This window comes from Streptomyces sp. NPDC026659 (assembly GCF_040638245.1).
Lineage (GTDB): Bacteria > Actinomycetota > Actinomycetes > Streptomycetales > Streptomycetaceae > Streptomyces.
On the sequence record NZ_JBEZXY010000020.1, the window covers coordinates 1 to 17,152 of the forward strand.

At 73.7% G+C, this 17,152-nt stretch carries 15 protein-coding genes; 5 read left to right on the forward strand and 10 right to left on the reverse strand.

Going from position 1 to position 17,152, the window contains the following annotated elements:
- The first annotated feature begins 167 nt into the window (after positions 1–167).
- Both AB0E91_RS31160 and AB0E91_RS31165 read left to right on the forward strand, forming a co-directional pair.
- Complete coding sequence (locus AB0E91_RS31160; protein ID WP_361788655.1) at positions 168–971, forward strand: helix-turn-helix transcriptional regulator; 804 nt, start codon at positions 168–170, stop codon at positions 969–971.
- An 82-nt stretch (positions 972–1,053) separates the two neighbouring features.
- The gene (locus AB0E91_RS31165) at positions 1,054–1,809 is read left to right on the forward strand and encodes a hypothetical protein (protein ID WP_361788657.1); all 756 of its coding nucleotides are present in this window, start codon (positions 1,054–1,056) and stop codon (positions 1,807–1,809) included.
- A gap of 15 nt (positions 1,810–1,824) precedes the next feature.
- Here AB0E91_RS31165 and AB0E91_RS31170 read toward each other — a convergent pair whose 3' ends face one another.
- A complete protein-coding gene (locus AB0E91_RS31170; protein ID WP_361788689.1) occupies positions 1,825–2,955 on the reverse strand; it encodes an AI-2E family transporter in 1,131 nt (376 codons plus the stop codon).
- A gap of 290 nt (positions 2,956–3,245) precedes the next feature.
- Positions 3,246–3,440, reverse strand: coding sequence for a DUF3046 domain-containing protein (locus tag AB0E91_RS31175; RefSeq protein ID WP_361788659.1), 195 nt, complete (start codon positions 3,438–3,440; stop codon positions 3,246–3,248).
- A gap of 79 nt (positions 3,441–3,519) precedes the next feature.
- On the opposite strand from AB0E91_RS31175, the gene AB0E91_RS31180 reads away from it, so the two are divergent.
- Positions 3,520–4,464 (forward strand): hypothetical protein, encoded by a 945-nt coding sequence (locus AB0E91_RS31180; RefSeq protein ID WP_361788661.1) that lies wholly within the window; start codon positions 3,520–3,522, stop codon positions 4,462–4,464.
- Between the two features lie 29 nt (positions 4,465–4,493).
- Here the strand turns inward: AB0E91_RS31180 and AB0E91_RS31185 are convergent, their stop codons facing one another.
- The 3 genes from AB0E91_RS31185 to AB0E91_RS31195 form a co-directional block, all read right to left on the reverse strand.
- Positions 4,494–4,802: an AzlD domain-containing protein gene (locus AB0E91_RS31185; RefSeq protein ID WP_361788663.1), complete on the reverse strand. Its 309-nt coding sequence runs from the start codon at positions 4,800–4,802 to the stop codon at positions 4,494–4,496.
- A complete protein-coding gene (locus AB0E91_RS31190) occupies positions 4,799–5,575 on the reverse strand; it encodes an AzlC family ABC transporter permease (protein WP_361788664.1) in 777 nt (258 codons plus the stop codon). The genes AB0E91_RS31185 and AB0E91_RS31190 overlap by 4 nt, the downstream gene beginning before the upstream one ends.
- A 78-nt stretch (positions 5,576–5,653) precedes the next feature.
- Positions 5,654–6,493, reverse strand: coding sequence for an AraC family transcriptional regulator (locus AB0E91_RS31195; RefSeq protein WP_361788666.1), 840 nt, complete (start codon positions 6,491–6,493; stop codon positions 5,654–5,656).
- Positions 6,494–6,603: 110 nt separating this feature from the next.
- Between AB0E91_RS31195 and AB0E91_RS31200 the strand changes: the two genes are divergently transcribed.
- The gene (locus AB0E91_RS31200) at positions 6,604–11,514 is read left to right on the forward strand and encodes an ATP-dependent helicase (RefSeq protein WP_361788668.1); all 4,911 of its coding nucleotides are present in this window, start codon (positions 6,604–6,606) and stop codon (positions 11,512–11,514) included.
- A gap of 89 nt (positions 11,515–11,603) precedes the next feature.
- The gene (locus AB0E91_RS31205; protein WP_361788670.1) at positions 11,604–12,446 is read left to right on the forward strand and encodes a DNA-formamidopyrimidine glycosylase family protein; all 843 of its coding nucleotides are present in this window, start codon (positions 11,604–11,606) and stop codon (positions 12,444–12,446) included.
- A 566-nt stretch (positions 12,447–13,012) separates the two neighbouring features.
- On the opposite strand, the gene AB0E91_RS31210 is transcribed toward AB0E91_RS31205, so the two are convergent.
- The 5 genes from AB0E91_RS31210 to rimO all read right to left on the reverse strand — a co-directional run bounded on the left by AB0E91_RS31210 (position 13,013) and on the right by rimO (position 17,062).
- On the reverse strand, positions 13,013–13,483 hold the full coding sequence (locus AB0E91_RS31210; protein WP_361788691.1) for a DNA starvation/stationary phase protection protein: 471 nt from the start codon (positions 13,481–13,483) through the stop codon (positions 13,013–13,015).
- A 340-nt stretch (positions 13,484–13,823) separates the two neighbouring features.
- Positions 13,824–14,198, reverse strand: a complete 375-nt coding sequence (locus AB0E91_RS31215; RefSeq protein ID WP_361788672.1) for a helix-turn-helix transcriptional regulator — start codon at positions 14,196–14,198, stop codon at positions 13,824–13,826.
- Positions 14,199–14,307: 109 nt separating this feature from the next.
- On the reverse strand, positions 14,308–14,853 hold the full coding sequence (locus AB0E91_RS31220) for a nicotinamide-nucleotide amidohydrolase family protein (protein ID WP_361788674.1): 546 nt from the start codon (positions 14,851–14,853) through the stop codon (positions 14,308–14,310).
- A complete protein-coding gene (gene pgsA, locus AB0E91_RS31225; RefSeq protein WP_361788676.1) occupies positions 14,850–15,593 on the reverse strand; it encodes a CDP-diacylglycerol--glycerol-3-phosphate 3-phosphatidyltransferase in 744 nt (247 codons plus the stop codon). Before pgsA ends, AB0E91_RS31220 begins: the two co-directional genes overlap by 4 nt.
- Positions 15,590–17,062, reverse strand: a complete 1,473-nt coding sequence (gene rimO / locus AB0E91_RS31230; RefSeq protein WP_361788678.1) for a 30S ribosomal protein S12 methylthiotransferase RimO — start codon at positions 17,060–17,062, stop codon at positions 15,590–15,592. The genes pgsA and rimO overlap by 4 nt, the downstream gene beginning before the upstream one ends.
- Positions 17,063–17,152 lie beyond the last annotated feature (90 nt).

The window sequence follows — 17,152 nt, forward strand, 5'->3', positions numbered from 1 at the left end:
GCCCGTCAAGGAGCGGCGTCCGGTGCGTGCTCTCGGCGTGCCGGCCGGAAGCCCTCGTACTGGGCGTACTCGGGCTTTCGGCCGGTGCGGCGAGAATGCGTGCCGGACGCCGCGACGGGGCGAACGTTGCCTGTTGCGGCACTAGCTTCGAAGGCGTGACGCACGACATGGCAGACACCCTGGGCGAGTTCCTGCGGGCCCGGCGCGCCCGGATCGGCCCGGAGGAGGCGGGCCTGCCCGCGGGGAGCCGCCGCCGGGTGCCCGGGCTGCGCCGCGAGGAGGTCGCCCAGCTCGCCGGGATCAGCCCCGAGTACTACCTGCGCCTGGAGCAGGGCCGCAATCTCAACCCCTCCGACCAGATCCTCGCCGGGCTCGCCGCCGCGCTGCGGCTCGACGAGGACGCGGTCGCCTACCTCCACCGCCTCGCCCGCACGGCGGCCGCGCCCGGGCGCCGACGCCCCCGTACGCGGGCCGGACAGGACGCTCCGCAGTCGCTCCTGGACAGCTGGCCGGACACCCCCGCCTACGCCCAGGGCGCCGGCGGCCGGGTGGTCGCGGCGAACCGCCTGGCGGTGCTGCTGTGCCCCTTCTTCGCGGTGGGGTCCGACCCGCTGCGCGCCGCCTTCCTCGAACCGGCCATGCGCGCGCTGTACCCGCGGTGGGACGAGATGACCGCCAAGGCCGTCTCCGGGCTGCGCGCCATGCTCGACGTGGAGGACCCCGATCCCGCCCTCCTGGAGGCCATCGGCGAACTCACCCACGCCAGCGAGCGGTTCGCCGACCTGTGGGCGCGCCGCGAGGTCCGCCGTCGCGACACCGGTCACACGCTGCTGCACCACCCGGTCGTCGGCGAACTGGAGCTGCGCTACGAGAAGCTGCTCCGCCCGCAGGCCCGCCAGCTCATCGTCGTCTACCACGCCGACCCGGGCTCGCCCTCCGCCGACCGCCTGCGCCTGCTCGCCGACGGCTGAGCCGCCCCTGCTCCCGGTGTCGTACGGCAGATGCCTCCGGCCGTACGACGACCGCGCCGGGCGCCGCCGGAAGTCTGGGCGCATGAAGAATCCACGCGCCGTCCGGCGCGCCGTAGAACGCCTCTGCCATGCGACCGGCCTGCTGCTCGTGCTCTCCGGTCTCGTCCACCTGGTGGTGTTCGCGGTCGACGGCGGCCCGTGGGACGGGCCGGTCTCCTGGCGCAAGCCGGTCACGTTCGGGCTGTCCTTCGGGGTGACCCTCATGGCGATCGTATGGGTCACGTCGTACGTGCGGCTCGGCGCGCGCACGCGCGTGGTGCTGCTCGCCGTGTTCGCCGCCGACTGTGTGGTGGAGGTCGGCGGGATCACGCTCCAGGCGTGGCGGCGGGTGCCCTCGCATCTGAACATGGAGACGCCGTTCGACACGGGCGTCTCCATGGTGCTCGCGGTCGGGGGCGGCGTCCTGGTGGTGGTGCTCGCCGTGTTCGCCGTCGCGTCCTTCCGGCACCGGCCCGACGGGCCCGCCGGGATGGCGCTCGCGGTGCGCTCCGGGTTCGCGGTCCTGCTGGTGGCGCTGGCCTCGGGCGCGGCCATGATCGCGCGCGGGGTCGTCCTCACCCGCACCGGCCACCAGGAGGCCGCCTACCACTCGACGGCGCCGCTCAAGCCGCTGCACGGGGTGAGCCTGCACGCCGTGCTGGTCCTGTCGCTGCTGGCCTGGCTGCTGTCCCGCACCTCCGCGAGCGCGCGGACCCGCCGGCGGATCGTGGCGGCGGCCACCGGCTGCTACGCGGCGGCGGTCGCCGGGACCATGGTGTGGGCCGTGCTGACGTACTGAGACGAACCGCTCACGTCAGGACGCCCCCTCCTCCGTCCGCCGCCCGCGCGCCCACAGCAGGCGGGGCAGCGCCCCGGGCCTGTTCGCCCGCAGGCGGTGTCCCTGGACGCGCGGGTCGTCCGTGACCTTGTACCGCTTCACGTACGCGCCGAGGAACGCCTGGAGCGTGGCGACCGCCGGGATGGCGATCAGGGCGCCGACCGCGCCGAGCAGGGCGGTGCCCGCGATGACCGAGCCGAAGGCGACCGCCGGGTGGATGTCGACGGTCTTGGAGGTCAGCTTGGGCTGGAGCATGTAGTTCTCGAACTGCTGGTAGACCACGACGAAGACCAGCACCCACACCGCGTACCAGGGCGCCACGGTGAACGCGATCAGCATCGGCAGCGCGCCCGCGAGATAGGTGCCGATGGTCGGGATGAACTGCGAGACCAGGCCCACCCAGACGCCGAGCACGGGCGCGTACGGCACGCCGAGGGCCTGGAGCAGGACGTAGTGCGCGGCGCCCGAGATGAGCGCCATGAGGCCACGCGAATAGATGTAGCCGCCGGTCTTGTCGACCGCGATCTCCCACGCGCGCAGCACCTCGGCCTGGCGCGCGGGCGGCAGGACCGAACAGAGGCCGCGCCGCAGCCGGGGTCCGTCGGCGGCGAAGTAGAACGAGAACAGCCCGACGGTGAGGAGCTGGAAGAGTCCGCCGAGCACCTGGGCGGACACGTCGAGGACACCGGCCGCGCTGTTCTGCGCGTACTTGCGCAGCCAGTCGGAGTGCAGCAGCCCCTCCTGCACGTCCACTCGTTTGAGTTGCGTGTGGAAGGTCTGGTTGATCCAGTTGATCAGCGAGTCGAGGTACTCCGGGAATCCCTCGATCATCTTGATGATCTGTCCGGCCAGCATCGAGCCGAGCAGGGTGACGAAGCCCGCCGTGACGACCGCGAGGCCGAGGAAGACCAGGAAGGTGGCGAGTCCCCGGCGCATCCCGCGCGCGGACATCCGGCTGACGGCCGGCTCGATGGCCAGCGACAGGAAGAACGCGATCAGGATGTTGATCAGCAGCCCGGTCAGCTGGTGGAAGGCCCAGCTGCCGAACTGGAACGTGGCGATGAGCGCGAGCGCGAGCACCATGGCGCGCGGCAGCCAGCGCGGCATCCGGGCGTTGCGCAGGGTGGTGCCGTCGGCGGGCGCCACGGCGGGCGCCACCGGCTCGGCCGGGGGCGCCGTGGGCCCGGACGGGGATGCCGTGGGCCGGTCGTCGAGGTCGTCAGTAGGTGCCACGGGCCAAGTCTCGCCCACGCCGCCGACAGCCGACGCCGCTCGGGACCCGCTCGGCCTATGACCGTGGACACATACGCCGACGGACGGCCCCCGCCGCCGGACGATCCGCGTATTTCGGGGGCGTCTTTCGGCCGATGTGGCTGGTCACCGCGGGTGCGCGGAACTCAGCGCCGCTCGGTCGGCACGTCCATGACCGAGCAGACCACCCGCCACACGTCCTTGGCGGCCCACCCCGCGTCCAGTGCCTCGTTCACCGTGCGTCCGCCCAGTTCGGACATGACGTGGTCACGCGCGAACATCTCGGCGTACGCCGTGCCGAAGTGTTCCGCCATCCGCTGCCAGAAGACCGTCAACCGCATGACTCCAGTATCCCGCCCTGGGGGGTGCGCCTGTCCGGGACCGTCCACAAGGACCGCGTCGCACCCTACGGTCTGACCCATGTCCGACTCCGGAGCTACCCCACGCCCCCCTGTGCCCCCGGCGCACTCCCCGCTCTTCCGCGCCGAGCAGTTCGTCTGGCTCACCGCGCGCGTACTGGAGCAGCGGCTCTTCGCGTTCCACTTCCTGAACGGCGCCGCCGACCCGGTGGAGGCCGCGCTGGACGCCTATCGCAACGACGACGGCGGCTACGGCCACGCCCTCGAACCCGATCTGCGCGGCCCGGTGAGCCAGCCGCTGCACACCGCCCGCGCGCTGCATGTGCTGGACGCGGTCGGTCGCTGCGGAGGGCAGCGGGTGGAGCGGCTGTGCCGCTATCTGACCTCGGTGTCCACCATGGACGGCGCGCTGCCCGCCGTCGATCCCGCTCAGCGCGGTTATCCGGCGGCACCGTTCGTGCCGGTCGTGGACGATCCGCCGAGCGAGCTGCTCGCGACCGGGCCCGTGGTGGGTCTGCTGCACCGCAACGAGGTGTGGCACGCGTGGCTGTTCCGGGCCACCGACTTCTGCTGGGAGGCGGTGGAGTCGCTGGAGAAGTCCCACCCGTACGAGGTACACGCGGCCGTGGCCTTCCTGGACTCGGCACCCGACCGCCCGCGCGCGGAGGCGGCCGCCGACCGGCTCGGGCGCCTGGTGCGCGAGCAGCGGCTCGCGGCGCTGGAGCCGGACCGCCTCGACGCGTACCCGGTCGCGACGGGCTACGCCCCGGACGAGCACCACTTCCCGCACGACTTCGCACGCACCCCGGGCTCACTCGCGCGCGCGTGGTTCACGGACGAGGAGATGTCCCGCTCGCTGGACTTCCTCGCCGCCGAACAGCGGGAGGACGGCGGCTGGCCGATCCGCTGGCGTCAGTGGGCGCCGGCACCGGCCCTGGAGGCACGCCCGGCCGTGACGATCGAGGCGCTGCGCACCCTCAGGGCGTACGGCCGCTACGTGGGCTGAACGCACCGGCCCACTCTCACGGGATCGGGTCACGCCCCCAGCATCCGCACCCCCGCCGTCACCGCCACGGCCACCGCGACCACCAACAGGAACGGCGCGCGCAGCACCAGGGCGACGGCGGCCGCCGCGACACCGGCCGCGCGGGCGTCCAGGACGAGCGCGTGGCCGTCGGCGAAGGTCTGCTGGGCCGTCAGCGCGGCCAGGAGAGCGACCGGGAGCAGGGCGGCGAGGCGCCGTACCAGGGGCCGTTCCATGGCTCCGGCGGGGACGAGCAGTCCGGCGAGCTTGACGGCGTAGCAGCCGACGGCGGTCGCGCCGATCGCGATCCAGGTGTTCAACGGTCCTCCTCGGAGTCGCCCGGCAGCGGAGCCGGGTCGGGTGTGCCGTCGCCGCCGCGGCCGGTGAAGCGGCGCTCCGCGAACAGGGCGAGCGGTGCGGCGAGCGCCGCCACCAGGACCGGCACGCCGGCGGGCAGCACGGGCAGCAGCCCGAGGCCGAGCAGGACCGCGAGGCCCGCGACCGCGCGTTCGGTGGTGGTGCGCAGCATGGGCGCGAGCAGCGCCAGGAAGACGGCGGGTCCGGCCGCGTCCAGGCCCCAGGCGTCGGTGTCCCCGATGGCGCGGGCGCCCAGCGCACCGAGCAGCGTGGTCAGGTTCCACAGCACGTACAGGCTGAGCCCGGTGACGGTGAAGCCGAGCCGCGCGCCGTGCCGGTCGCGCTGGGCCAGGGTGACGGCGGTGGTCTCGTCGATCACCCACTGCGCGGCGAACGGCCTGAGCGCGCGCGGAAGGGCCAGCACCTGCGAGAGGCGCAGTCCGTAGAACGCGTTGCGCACCCCCAGGAAGAACGCCCCGGCGGCGGCCGTGAACGGGCTGCCCCCGGCGGCGAGCGCCCCGACCAGCGCGAACTGCGAGGCGCCGGTGAACACCAGGAGGCTGAGCGCGCAGGTCTGGAGCAGCCCGAGCCCGCTGCCGGCCGAGGTGACGCCGAAGGCGAATCCGGAGAGCCCGACGGCGACGCCCACCCCGAGCGCGTCCCGTACGACGGCGCTGTCCGGCCGTGCCGCGCCCTGGGCGGCCCTGTCCTCGAGTGCTGTCTGTTGCTGTGCCACGCCCCGGACGTTACGGCCGCTCGCGCGCGCGGGTCTTGTACGTTCTTGCGCCTGCCCCTCGGCCTCTGGTGCGCGCCTCTAGTGACGCTCGCGCCGGTACGCCCCAGGCGGCACCCCCACGATCCGGGTGAAGTGCCGGTTCAGATGCGGCTGGTCGGTGAAGCCGACGGCGACGGCGGCCTCGGCGGGCGCGGTGCCCGTGTCCAGGAGGAGCCGTGCGCGGCGCACCCGGGCGTCGGTCAGCCAGGTGTGCGGCGGCATCCCGTAGGCGGCGCGGAAGGCGCGCAGCAGGGCGAACGGGCTGGTGCCAAGGTCGGCGGCCAGGCGTTCCAGTGTGGGCGGGGCGGCCATCCGCTCCTGGAGCACGGCACGCGCGCGTGCGGCGAGCAGGGCCCCGGCGCTCCGGGGGCGCCGCTCGGGCAGCGGGCCGCCGTTGAGCCGCAGCAGCCTGGTCACGGCCACGCTCAGCAGCGTGTCGGCGGCGAGCGCGTTGCCCTCGTCGACGGCGCGCAGCACCTGGTGGACCAGGCGGGCGGCGTACGGGTCGTCGAGCACCGGTGTGACGAAGCCCGGGGTGCCCCGGATCGTGGTCGTCTCGGCGGCGATCCGGGCCACCACCTCGGGCGAGGGGTAGACCGCGCCGTACCGCCAGCCCTCGGGGACACCGGCCCGGCCGGTGTGCGGGGTGTCCGGGTTGACCAGCGCGAGGGCGCCCGCGCCCGCCGAGACGTCGCTGCCCCCGTGCTGGAAGACCTCGACGCCGTCCGCGATGGCCGCGATCACGAAGTGCTCGTGGGTGTGCCGGACGAAGCTCTTGCGGATGTAGCGGGCGCGCAGCAGATCCACACCGGGCAGTTCGTCGTACCGCCAGTGCCGTGCCCGCTCCGTCGAAGACCGTGCCCGCTCCCCTGAAGACATGGGCCCATTGTCCGCCACCGGGCACCGCTCCGCGCGGCCCACCGAGGCCCGCTTCCGCCCTCTTTGCGCAGGTCAGGCGGATTGTCAGTGGCAGGGTGCACGATGGATGCATGGTCAGCTCCGCCCCTTCGGCCCTCAACGGCTTCTCCCCCGCGACCCGCGGCTGGTTCACGGGGGCGTTCTCCGCGCCCACCGAGGCCCAGGAGGGCGCGTGGCGGGCCATCCAGGAGGACTCGGACGCGCTGGTGGTCGCGCCGACCGGCTCGGGCAAGACGCTGGCCGCGTTCCTCGCCGCCCTGGACCGGCTGACCTCCACGCCGCCCCCGGCCGACCCGAAGAAGAGCTGCCGGGTGCTGTACGTGTCGCCGCTGAAGGCCCTCGCGGTCGACGTGGAGCGCAATCTGCGCAGCCCCCTGACCGGTATCCGCCAGGAGTCCGTCCGTCTCGGCCTGCCCGAGCCCGAGGTCAAGGTGGGCATCCGCTCCGGCGACACCCCGCCCGCCGAGCGCCGCGCGCTGATCACCCGCCCGCCGGACATCCTGATCACCACCCCCGAGTCCCTGTTCCTGATGCTGACGTCCGCCGCGCGCGACGCGCTGACGGGCATCGAGACCGTGATCCTGGACGAGGTGCACGCGGTCGCGGGCACCAAGCGCGGCGCGCATCTCGCGCTGTCCCTGGAGCGGCTGGACGAGCTGCTGCCCAAGCCCGCCCGCCGCATCGGCCTGTCCGCGACCGTCCGCCCGGTCGGCGAGGTGGCGCGGTACCTGTCACCCGGCCGCAAGGTGGAGATCGTCCAGCCGAAGTCCGGCAAGGAGTTCGACCTGTCGGTGGTCGTCCCGGTCGAGGACATGGGCGAGCTGGGCGGCTCCCCGGCGGCCGACGGCGGCGAGGGCGCGGAGAAGCCGTCGATCTGGCCCCATGTCGAGGAGCGGATCGCGGACCTGGTGCAGTCCCACCGCTCGACCATCGTGTTCGCCAACTCCCGCCGCCTGGCGGAGCGGCTGTGCAACCGGCTCAACGAGATCGCCTACGAGCGGGCCACCGGCGAGAAGCTCGACGAACACCACGCCCCGGCCCAGCTGATGGGCGGTTCGGGCGCGGCCCAGGGCGCACCCCCGGTGATCGCCCGCGCGCACCACGGCTCGGTCTCCAAGGAGCAGCGCGCCCTGGTCGAGGAGGACCTGAAGGCGGGTCGGCTGCCCGCCGTGGTCGCCACCTCCAGCCTGGAGCTGGGCATCGACATGGGCGCGGTCGATCTCGTCGTCCAGGTGGAGTCCGCGCCCTCGGTCGCCTCCGGCCTCCAGCGCGTGGGCCGCGCGGGCCACCAGGTCGGCGCGGTCTCCACCGGCGTGGTCTTCCCGAAGTACCGCGGCGACCTGGTGCAGGCCGCCGTGGTCACCGAGCGGATGCGCTCGGGGCGCATCGAGTCCCTGAAGGTGCCGTCCAACCCGCTGGACGTGCTCGCCCAGCAGCTCGTCGCCATGACGGCGCTGGACACCTGGCAGTACGACGACCTGCTCGCCATGGTGCGCCGCGCGGCACCCTTCGCCTCCCTGCCCGAGTCGGCGTTCACGGCCACCCTGGACATGCTCGCGGGCCGCTACCCGTCCGACGCGTTCGCGGAGCTGCGCCCGCGCGTGGTGTGGGACCGCGTGGCCGGGACGATCAGCGGCCGGCCGGGCGCCCAGCGGCTCGCGGTCACCTCCGGCGGCACGATCCCCGACCGGGGCCTGTTCGGGGTGTTCCTCGCCGGGTCCGACCCCAAGAAGGGCGGCGGCCGGGTCGGCGAGCTGGACGAGGAGATGGTCTACGAGTCCCGTGTGGGCGACGTGTTCACCCTGGGCACGAGCTCCTGGCGGATCGAGGACATCACCCGCGACCGGGTGCTGGTCTCCCCCGCGCCCGGGGTGCCGGGCAGGCTGCCGTTCTGGAAGGGCGACCAGCTGGGCCGGCCGCTCGAACTGGGCCGCGCGGTGGGCGCGTTCCTGCGCGAGGTCGGCTCGCTGTCCAAGGAGGACGCCCGGCTGCGCCTGCTCACGGCGGGCCTGGACGCCTGGGCGGCGGACAACGTCCTGTCCTATCTGGACGAACAGCGCGAGGCCTGCGGCCATGTCCCGGACGACCGCACGATCGTGGTCGAGCGCTTCCGCGACGAACTCGGTGACTGGCGGGTCGTCATCCACTCCCCCTTCGGCGCCCAGGTGCACGCTCCCTGGGCCCTCGCACTCGGCGCCCGCCTCTCCGAGCGGTACGGCATGGACGCCCAGGTCATGCACGCCGACGACGGCATCGTGCTCCGCCTGCCCGACGCCGACCTGATGGGCCTCGACCTGCTCGACCATGAACCCGTGCGCACCGGAACGGAGTTCGACAGCGATCAGGCGCCGGTCGGCGCGGCGGACGTCGCCTTCGACAAGGCCGACGTCGACCGGATCGTCACCGAACAGGTCGGCAGCTCCGCGCTGTTCGCGTCCCGCTTCCGCGAGTGCGCCGCCCGCGCGCTGCTGCTGCCGCGCCGCAACCCCGGCAAGCGCACCCCGCTCTGGCAGCAGCGTCAGCGCGCGGCCCAACTGCTCGAGGTGGCGAGCGACTTCGGCTCGTTCCCGATCGTCCTGGAGGCGATCCGCGAGTGCCTCCAGGACGTGTTCGACGTGCCGGGACTGGTCGAGCTGATGGGCGACCTGGAGTCCCGCAAGGTCCGCATGGTCGAGGTCACCACCCCCGAGCCGTCCCCGTTCGCCCGCTCCCTGCTGTTCGGTTACGTCGCCCAGTTCCTGTACGAGGGCGACTCCCCGCTCGCCGAGCGCAGGGCCGCCGCGCTCTCCCTGGACTCCCGGCTGCTGTCCGAGCTGCTCGGCCAGGCGGAGCTGCGCGAACTGCTCGACGCGGAGGTGCTCACGGAGCTGGAGCGCGAACTCCAGTGGCTCACCGAGGACCGCCGGATCAAGGACGTCGAGGGCGTCGCGGACCTCCTGCGCGTCCTCGGCCCGCTGACCGACGAGGAGCTGGCCCAGCGCGGCGCCGAGCCGCAGTGGGCGCCGGAGCTGGCCGCCACCCGCCGCGCCATCAGGGTCCGCATCGCGGGCCGGGAGCACTGGGCGGCCGTCGAGGACGCGGGCCGCCTGCGTGACGCGCTCGGCACCGCCCTGCCGGTCGGCGTCCCCGAGGCCTTCACCGAGCCGGTCAAGGACCCCCTGGGCGACCTCCTCGCGCGGTACGCGCGCACCCACGGCCCGCTCACCTCCACCACCGCCGCCGCCCGCTTCGGCCTGGGCGTGGCGGTCACCGAGGGCGCACTCCAGCGGCTCGCCGCGAACAGCCGTGTCGTGCAGGGCGAGTTCCACCCGGCGGGCATCGGCCAGGAGTGGTGCGACGCGACGGTGCTGCGCCGGCTGCGCCGCCGTTCGCTGGCCGCGCTGCGGCACGAACTGGAGCCGGTCCCGCCGCCCGCGCTCGCCCAGTTCCTGCCCCAGTGGCAGCACATCGGCAAGGGCCACACCCTGCGCGGCATCGACGGACTGGTGCGCGCCGTCGAGCAGTTGCAGGGCGCCCCCGTGCCCGCGTCCGCGCTGGAGAAGCTGATCCTGCCGTCCCGCGTGGCGGACTACAGCCCCGCGATGCTCGACGAACTCACCGCCGCCGGAGAGGTCGTCTGGTCCGGAGCGGGCGCCCTGCCCGGCAAGGACGGCTGGGTCTCCCTCCACCTCGCCGACACGGCCCCGCTGCTCCTGCCTCCGCCGCCCCCGCTGGAACTCACCCCGCTCCACCGGTCGGTGCTCGACGCCCTCTCCGGCGGGTACGGCCTGTTCTTCCGCCAGATCGCCGACCAGGTCCGCGCCACCACGCACCCCGAGGCGAGCGACGCCCACCTGGCCGACGCCCTCTGGGACCTGGCCTGGTCGGGCCGCCTCACCAACGACACGCTGGCGCCCATGCGTTCACTGCTCGGCTCGGGCCGTACGGCCGGTTCGACGGCCCACCGCGCCAAGCGCAACATCCCGCGCGGGCGGTACGGCTCCCTGACCGCCGCCGCGCGCGCCGCCTCCCGTACGGGCCCGCCGACCGTCGGGGGCCGCTGGTCCCTGCTGCCCGCGCCCGAGCAGGACACCACCGTGCGCGCCCACGCACGCGCCCGCGCGCTGCTGGACCGGCACGGCGTGGTGACACGGGGCGCGGTCGCGGCGGAGGGCGTCGAGGGCGGCTTCTCGGCGGTGTACCGGGTGCTGTCCGCCTTCGAGGAGAGCGGCCAGGCCCGGCGCGGTTACGTGGTCGAGGGCCTGGGCGCCGCCCAGTTCGCGATGGACGGCGCGGTCGACCGGCTCCGCGCGGTGTCCAACGCGCGCGATCGCGGCGAGGCGCTGCCCACGCCCGCCGCCGCGCCGGACGGCTTCGCGCTGCCCGACGGCGCCCCGCCGTTCCCGGGCGCCCTCGACCAGGCGGGCCCGCCCGCCCTGGACGGCGACTTCGCGTGGCCCCCGCAGCACGACGGCACCACACCGGACGCGTACGCCCCGGCCGACCCCTTCGCCGACGCGGGTTACGGCGGCCCCCGGGGCGGCTCGCCCGCGCACCGCACGAACGCGAACCGCACCTACGCGAACCGTGGAGGCCGTACCCCGGCCAACGACTCCCGCGCGGTGGTCCTGGCCGCCGCCGACCCCGCCAACGCCTACGGCGCCGCGCTTCCCTGGCCCGACTCGCCGACCGGTGCCGGGCACAAGCCGGGCCGCAAGGCGGGCGCGCTGGTCGTCCTGGTGGACGGCGAGCTGACGCTGTACATGGAGCGCGGCGGCAAAACCCTGCTGGCCTGGCCCTCCACGCCGGACGGCGCCGACACCGACGACCCGCGCCTGCGCGCGGCGGCCGAGGCCCTGGCAGCGGCAGCCCTGGCGGGCTCCCTGGGCACGGTCACGGTGGAGCGGATCAACGGCTCCCCGGCCCTGACCTCCTCCATAGGCACCCTCCTGGAGAACGCAGGCTTCATCGCGACCCCGCGCGGCCTGCGCCTGAGAACCTGAGCGCCGCCCGGAACCCGAACCCGGCCGACAACCCGAGCGCACCCGAGTGACCGACCTCGCACCGCACCCGGCCGTGGCACGCTGGAGCCATGCCCGAAGGTGACACGGTCTGGCAGGCCGCCAAGCGGCTGCACGACGCGCTCGCGGGCCGGGTGCTGACCCGCAGCGACTTCCGGGTGCCGAGGTACGCGACGCTCGACCTCACCGGCCGGACCGTCCTGAGCACCGTCCCGCGCGGCAAGCACCTGCTCACCCGCTTCGAGGGCGGCCTGACCCTGCACACGCATCTGCGCATGGAGGGCGCGTGGAAGGTGTACGGCACCGGCGAGCGCTGGCGCGGCGGCCCCGGGCACCAGATCCGCGCCGTCCTGGGCGCGGACGACCGCACGGCCGTCGGCTACCGCCTCCAGGTACTGGAGTTCCTGCGCACCGCCGACGAGCAACGCGTCGTGGGTCACCTCGGCCCGGACCTGCTCGGCCCCGACTGGAACCCGGACCTCGCCCTCGCCAACCTCCGGACGGACCCCGGCCGCCCCCTCGGCGAGGCCCTGCTCGACCAGCGCAACCTGGCCGGCATCGGCAACATCTACAAGAGCGAGCTGTGCTTCCTGCTCGGCGTGACCCCCTGGCTGCCGGTCGGCGCGCTGCCGGAGGACCGCGCCGCCCAGCTGCCCGCCGTGGCCCAGCGCCTCCTGGAGATCAACCGCGACCGCCCCGTGCGCCGGACGACGGGCCTGCACCGCCACGACCTCTTCGTGTACGGCCGCGCGCCCCGCCCCTGTCTGCGCTGCGGCACCTCGGTCCGGGTCGCCGACCAGGGCGACGGCTCCCAGGAGCGCCCCACCTACTGGTGCCCCACCTGCCAGCCGGGCCCCGCCCCGGCCCCCGGCTCGCCCCAGCGCTGGCGCGACCGCCAACCCCGCCGGTCCTGACCGGAAGCACTCACCCCGGCAGCCCGTCCCCCGACCCCGGACCACCACGCTCCACGGGCGGTACCGAAACGGGCGGCACAGAAACCGGCGGCACCGAAACGGCCGACCCCGAGACGGCCGACCCCGAAATCGGCGGCACCGAAGCCGACACCCCCGAAACCGGCGGCCCAGAAACAACCGCCGCCTCCGGCCCAGTCACCGAACCCACCCCGCCACCGCCCCCGCTCCCCCGCCATGCCTCCCGCCACCGCCCCGGCCCCACGGCCCCGGCCGCCCGCTCCCTGGCCACACAGTGCACCGGCAGCACCCCCAGCCCCCACCCCCCGAGCACCACCGAGCCCTCCAGGACCCCCGCGCCCTCCCCCAGCGCCAGCCGCAGCGCGGCCCACCACCACGCCGCACCCAGTCCCAGAACAGCCCCCCAGCGCATCACACGCCCCACCATGGCCCGCCACCTCCAGCCGGACGCTAGACCGCCGCCTGTCCCGCGAGGAAGGCGCACCGAGGGCTCACCGGAGCAGGATCGGGAATCGGGCTCCTCTCCCATGCCCTGCATTCGCCCGCGCCTAGGAGTTCTCCGCCTGCCACATCCAGTGGTGCTTCTCGAGGTCCCCCGTGATCCCGATGAGAAGGTCCTCCGTCACCGGGTCGGCGTCGCCGGTCGCGTTGACCCGTTCACGCATACGGGTGATGACCGCGCCGAGGGCGGCGACCATCGTGCCGACCGCGTCCGTGTCCTTGATCCAGCCCGCCGGCGCGGACTCGATGCCGCTGCTGGAGGCCACGGAGGCCGCCCGCCCGTCCGGCGAGACGCCGAGCGCGGAGGCCCGTTCGGCCACCGTGTCGGAGTGGGCGCGCGCGGAGGCGACCACGTCGTCCAGCTGGAGGTGGATGGAGCGGAAGCGCGGGCCGACGACGTTCCAGTGGATCTGCTTGGCGACCAGCGAGAGGTCCACCAGGTCGACGAGCGCGCCCTGCAGGGCGTCGGAGACGGTCTTCAGCGCGTCCTCGGGCAGCGGGCTCTTCACCACGTACATCGCCGTTCCTCCGGGGTTCTCGGGCAGCCACCAGCGGCCTGCCGGCATCGGCCTGCCTCCACCATGACCGGCCCCGTGGGCCCCGGCAAACGGTGGAAGCCGGGACGCAAGCCGCCACGCCGTGGCCCAGCGCAAGCCCCGCCGATCGGAGGAAAGGGGGACGCGGGCGCGCACCCCCGGAAAGCCGAGGCACGCGAACGGGCGCGCACACCCGGAAAGCCGGCGCACACGCACAGACCCGGACACGCGAAAGCCCCGGCCGGGCCTCACCAGGATCTCCCTGGGAAGCCCCTGCCGGGGCTTCACACGTATGGGGGCTGTCAGGCCGCGCGCGTGACGCTCACGCGGCGGCCACGCCGACCGCCTCGGCCGGTGCCTTGATGGTCACCCGTTCCGGTGGCACACCGGTCACCGAGACGGAACCCAGCATCGGACGGACCGGCGCCGGGACGGCGTCGGTGACCGCGGCGGACTGGGCCAGCTCGGCGAGGGCGAGCTCGTCGCTCACTTCCCGCATGAGTTCCGACATCCGTACGTCCAGCGCGTCGCAGATGGCGGAGAGCAGCTCGGAGGAAGCCTCCTTCTGCCCCCGCTCCACCTCGGAGAGATAGCCGAGTGAGACTCGGGCGGACGAGGAGACTTCGCGCAGAGTACGGCCCTGGCGCTGGCGCTGCCGACGCAGCACGTCACCCAGCAGGCGACGGAGCAGAATCATCGGTGGCTCCCTCCTCGGACCGCGTAGCCGCATCCTTCTCGCCCCACCGTACCGCCTCGCGCCGCGGCCGTGCGGGGAGCGATGTCGTGTTCACTCAGGGCTGCAAACATCAAAACCCCCCGTTCCGTTCCGTATCCTGTGCCCGCTCATTTCCGGTCTGTTCGCCCGCAAGCTCCCGTAGAAGCAGGGCGAGTACGCTCCGTACACTCTCCCTACGAATTTCCGCACGGCTGCCGTTCAACCGCAGGGCCTCCACTTTTCCGCCGGGGGCGGGATCAAGGCGCTTTCCGGCCGGTCCGGCGATGGCGACGAAGACCGTTCCCACCGGGTTCCCGTCCTGCGGATCGGGGCCGGCGACGCCCGTGGTGGCGATGCCCCAGTCGGCCCCGAGGGCCTGGCGCACCCCTGCGGCCATCTGGGCCGCGACCTGCGGGTCCACCGCCCCGCGACGCTCGAGGAGAGCGGCGTCGACACCGAGGAGCCGGTGCTTGAGCTCGGTGGCGTAGGCGGTGACCGAACCACGGAAGACCCGGGACGCCCCGGGTACCGCCGTGATCTCCGCGGCGACCAGGCCACCGGTCAGCGACTCGGCGACCGCGAGCGTCTCTCCGCTCGCTGTCAGTAGTCGGACCAATTCGGTGGCCGTGGTCGTCACGCTTCCTGTTCCTCCAACGCCGCCGCGCGTTCGGCGATTCCCCGGCGGCGTAGCACGATGGCCTGTCTCACATAGTCGAGCCCGGTGACCACGGTGAGGATCACCGCGGCGGCCATCACCCAGAACCGCAGGGTGGCCAGCCAGCCGGTCAGCGCCAGCACGTACATCCCGACGGCGATGCCCTGGGTGAGCGTCTTGAGCTTGCCGCCCCGGCTGGCGGGGATCACGCCGTACCGGATGACCACGAAACGCATCAGGGTGATGCCGAGTTCCCGGCCGAGGATGACCGCCGTGACCCACCAGGGCAGATCGCCCAGGGACGACAGGCAGATGAGCGCCGCGCCCATGATCGCCTTGTCGGCTATCGGGTCGGCGATCTTGCCGAAGTCGGTGACCAGGTTGTAGGTGCGCGCCAGATGACCGTCGAAGAGATCGGTGATCATGGCGATGGCGAAGGCCGCCCAGGCGAGCGAGCGCCAGGCCGGGTCGTAGCCGCCGTCCTCCAGCATCAGGACCACGAAGCCGGGCACCAGGACCAGCCGGAGCATGGTCAGCAGATTGGCCACGTTCCAGACGCTGGCCTGGTTGACGGCGGCCGCCGTGAGCTTGCCGCCGCGCAGGGGCCGCGCGTCCGGCGCGAGGGCGGGGCCGGAGACCTCCGGAACACCGTCGGCGGCCCGGTCCGAAGCGCTGCGCGCGCCCGGGGAGCCGCCCGAGGCGGATGCCGGGACTCCGGTCATCTGGCCGCCTCCTCGCTACACACCGACGAGCCCGGAAGCGGCTCGGCCACCAGGTCGACACCCTCCGTGCCGACCACCTTGGCCTCGACGATACGTCCGACGCTCAGGCCCTCGCCGCTCGTGAGCAGCACCTGGCCGTCCGTCTCCGGCGCCTGGTGCGCGGCGCGGCCGTACGAGCCGTCCTCGCCGTCGACGGACTCCACCAGGACGTGCACGGTCTCCCCGAGGCGCTCCTCGGCGCGCTGCGAGACCAGTTCCTCGGCGAGCCGCGAGACGCGTGCGAGGCGCTCGGCCACCACGTCCTCGTCGAGCTTGCCGTCGTAGGTCGCGGCCTCGGTGCCGTCCTCGTCGGAGTAGCCGAAGACGCCGATGGCGTCCAGGCGGGCGCCGGTCAGGAAGCGCTCCAGCTCGGCGAGGTCGGACTCGGTCTCGCCGGGGAAGCCGACGATGAAGTTGGAGCGCACACCGGCCTGGGGCGCCTTGGAGCGGATGGTGTCCAGCAGTTCCAGGAAGCGGTCGGTGTCGCCGAAGCGGCGCATGGAGCGCAGCACGTTCGGCGCGGAGTGCTGGAAGGACAGGTCGAAGTACGGGACGACCTTCGGGGTGGAGGTCAGCACGTCGATCAGGCCGGGCCGCATCTCGGCCGGCTGGAGGTAGCTGACGCGCACCCGCTCGATGCCGTCCACGTCGGCCAGCTCGGGCAGCAGGGACTCCAGGAGGCGGATGTCGCCCAGGTCCTTGCCGTAGGAGGTGTTGTTCTCGGAGACCAGCATGATCTCCTTGACGCCCTGCTCGGCCAGCCAGCGCGTCTCGTTCAGGACGTCGCTGGGGCGGCGGGAGATGAAGGAGCCCCGGAAGGACGGGATGGCGCAGAAGGAACAGCGCCGGTCGCAGCCGGAGGCCAGCTTGACCGAGGCGACCGGGGAGCCGTCCAGGCGGCGGCGCAGGGGCGCGCGCGGTCCCGAGGAGGGCGCGATGCCGTCCGGGAGGTCGACGGGGGCGTGCCCCGGCAGGGCGACGGAGGCCGCGGACTCCTGGCGTTCGGCCGGGCTGATCGGCAGCAGCTTGCGGCGGTCGCGCGGGGTGTGGGCGGCGTGGATGCCGCCGGACAGGATGGTCTGCAGCCGGTCGGAGATGTCGGAGTAGTCGTCGAAGCCGAGCACGCCGTCGGCCTCGGGCAGCGCCTCGGCCAGTTCCTTGCCGTACCGCTCGGCCATGCAGCCCACGGCCACGACGGCCTGGGTTCTGCCATGGTCCTTGAGGTCGTTGGCCTCCAGGAGGGCGTCGACGGAGTCCTTCTTGGCGGCTTCGACGAATCCACAGGTGTTGACGACGGCGACGTCCGCGTCCGCGGCGTCCTCGACGAGCTGCCAGCCGTCCGCCTCCAAGCGGCCTGCGAGCTCCTCCGAGTCCACCTCGTTACGGGCGCAGCCGAGAGTGACGAGTGCGACGGTACGGCGTTCAGGCATGGGCTCAAGACTACTTTGTCTGACCGGCACCCTATGTCGACGGGGTTGGCCGCTCCCGGCCAACCCCGTCGGTACACCGCTCACCCCGGG

Bases quoted from the DNA above. Each gene is read 5' to 3' on its own strand.
- AB0E91_RS31160 (WP_361788655.1), top strand. From the start codon at position 168: ATGGCAGACACCCTGGGCGAGTTCCTGCGGGCCCGGCGCGCCCGGATC.
- AB0E91_RS31165 (WP_361788657.1), top strand. From the start codon at position 1,054: ATGAAGAATCCACGCGCCGTCCGGCGCGCCGTAGAACGCCTCTGCCAT.
- AB0E91_RS31170 (WP_361788689.1), bottom strand. From the start codon at position 2,955: ATGCCGCGCTGGCTGCCGCGCGCCATGGTGCTCGCGCTCGCGCTCATC.
- AB0E91_RS31175 (WP_361788659.1), bottom strand. From the start codon at position 3,440: ATGCGGTTGACGGTCTTCTGGCAGCGGATGGCGGAACACTTCGGCACG.
- AB0E91_RS31180 (WP_361788661.1), top strand. From the start codon at position 3,520: ATGTCCGACTCCGGAGCTACCCCACGCCCCCCTGTGCCCCCGGCGCAC.
- AB0E91_RS31195 (WP_361788666.1), bottom strand. From the start codon at position 6,493: ATGTCTTCAGGGGAGCGGGCACGGTCTTCGACGGAGCGGGCACGGCAC.
- AB0E91_RS31200 (WP_361788668.1), top strand. From the start codon at position 6,604: ATGGTCAGCTCCGCCCCTTCGGCCCTCAACGGCTTCTCCCCCGCGACC.
- AB0E91_RS31205 (WP_361788670.1), top strand. From the start codon at position 11,604: ATGCCCGAAGGTGACACGGTCTGGCAGGCCGCCAAGCGGCTGCACGAC.
- AB0E91_RS31210 (WP_361788691.1), bottom strand. From the start codon at position 13,483: ATGTACGTGGTGAAGAGCCCGCTGCCCGAGGACGCGCTGAAGACCGTC.
- AB0E91_RS31215 (WP_361788672.1), bottom strand. From the start codon at position 14,198: ATGATTCTGCTCCGTCGCCTGCTGGGTGACGTGCTGCGTCGGCAGCGC.
- pgsA (WP_361788676.1), bottom strand. From the start codon at position 15,593: ATGACCGGAGTCCCGGCATCCGCCTCGGGCGGCTCCCCGGGCGCGCGC.
- rimO (WP_361788678.1), bottom strand. From the start codon at position 17,062: ATGCCTGAACGCCGTACCGTCGCACTCGTCACTCTCGGCTGCGCCCGT.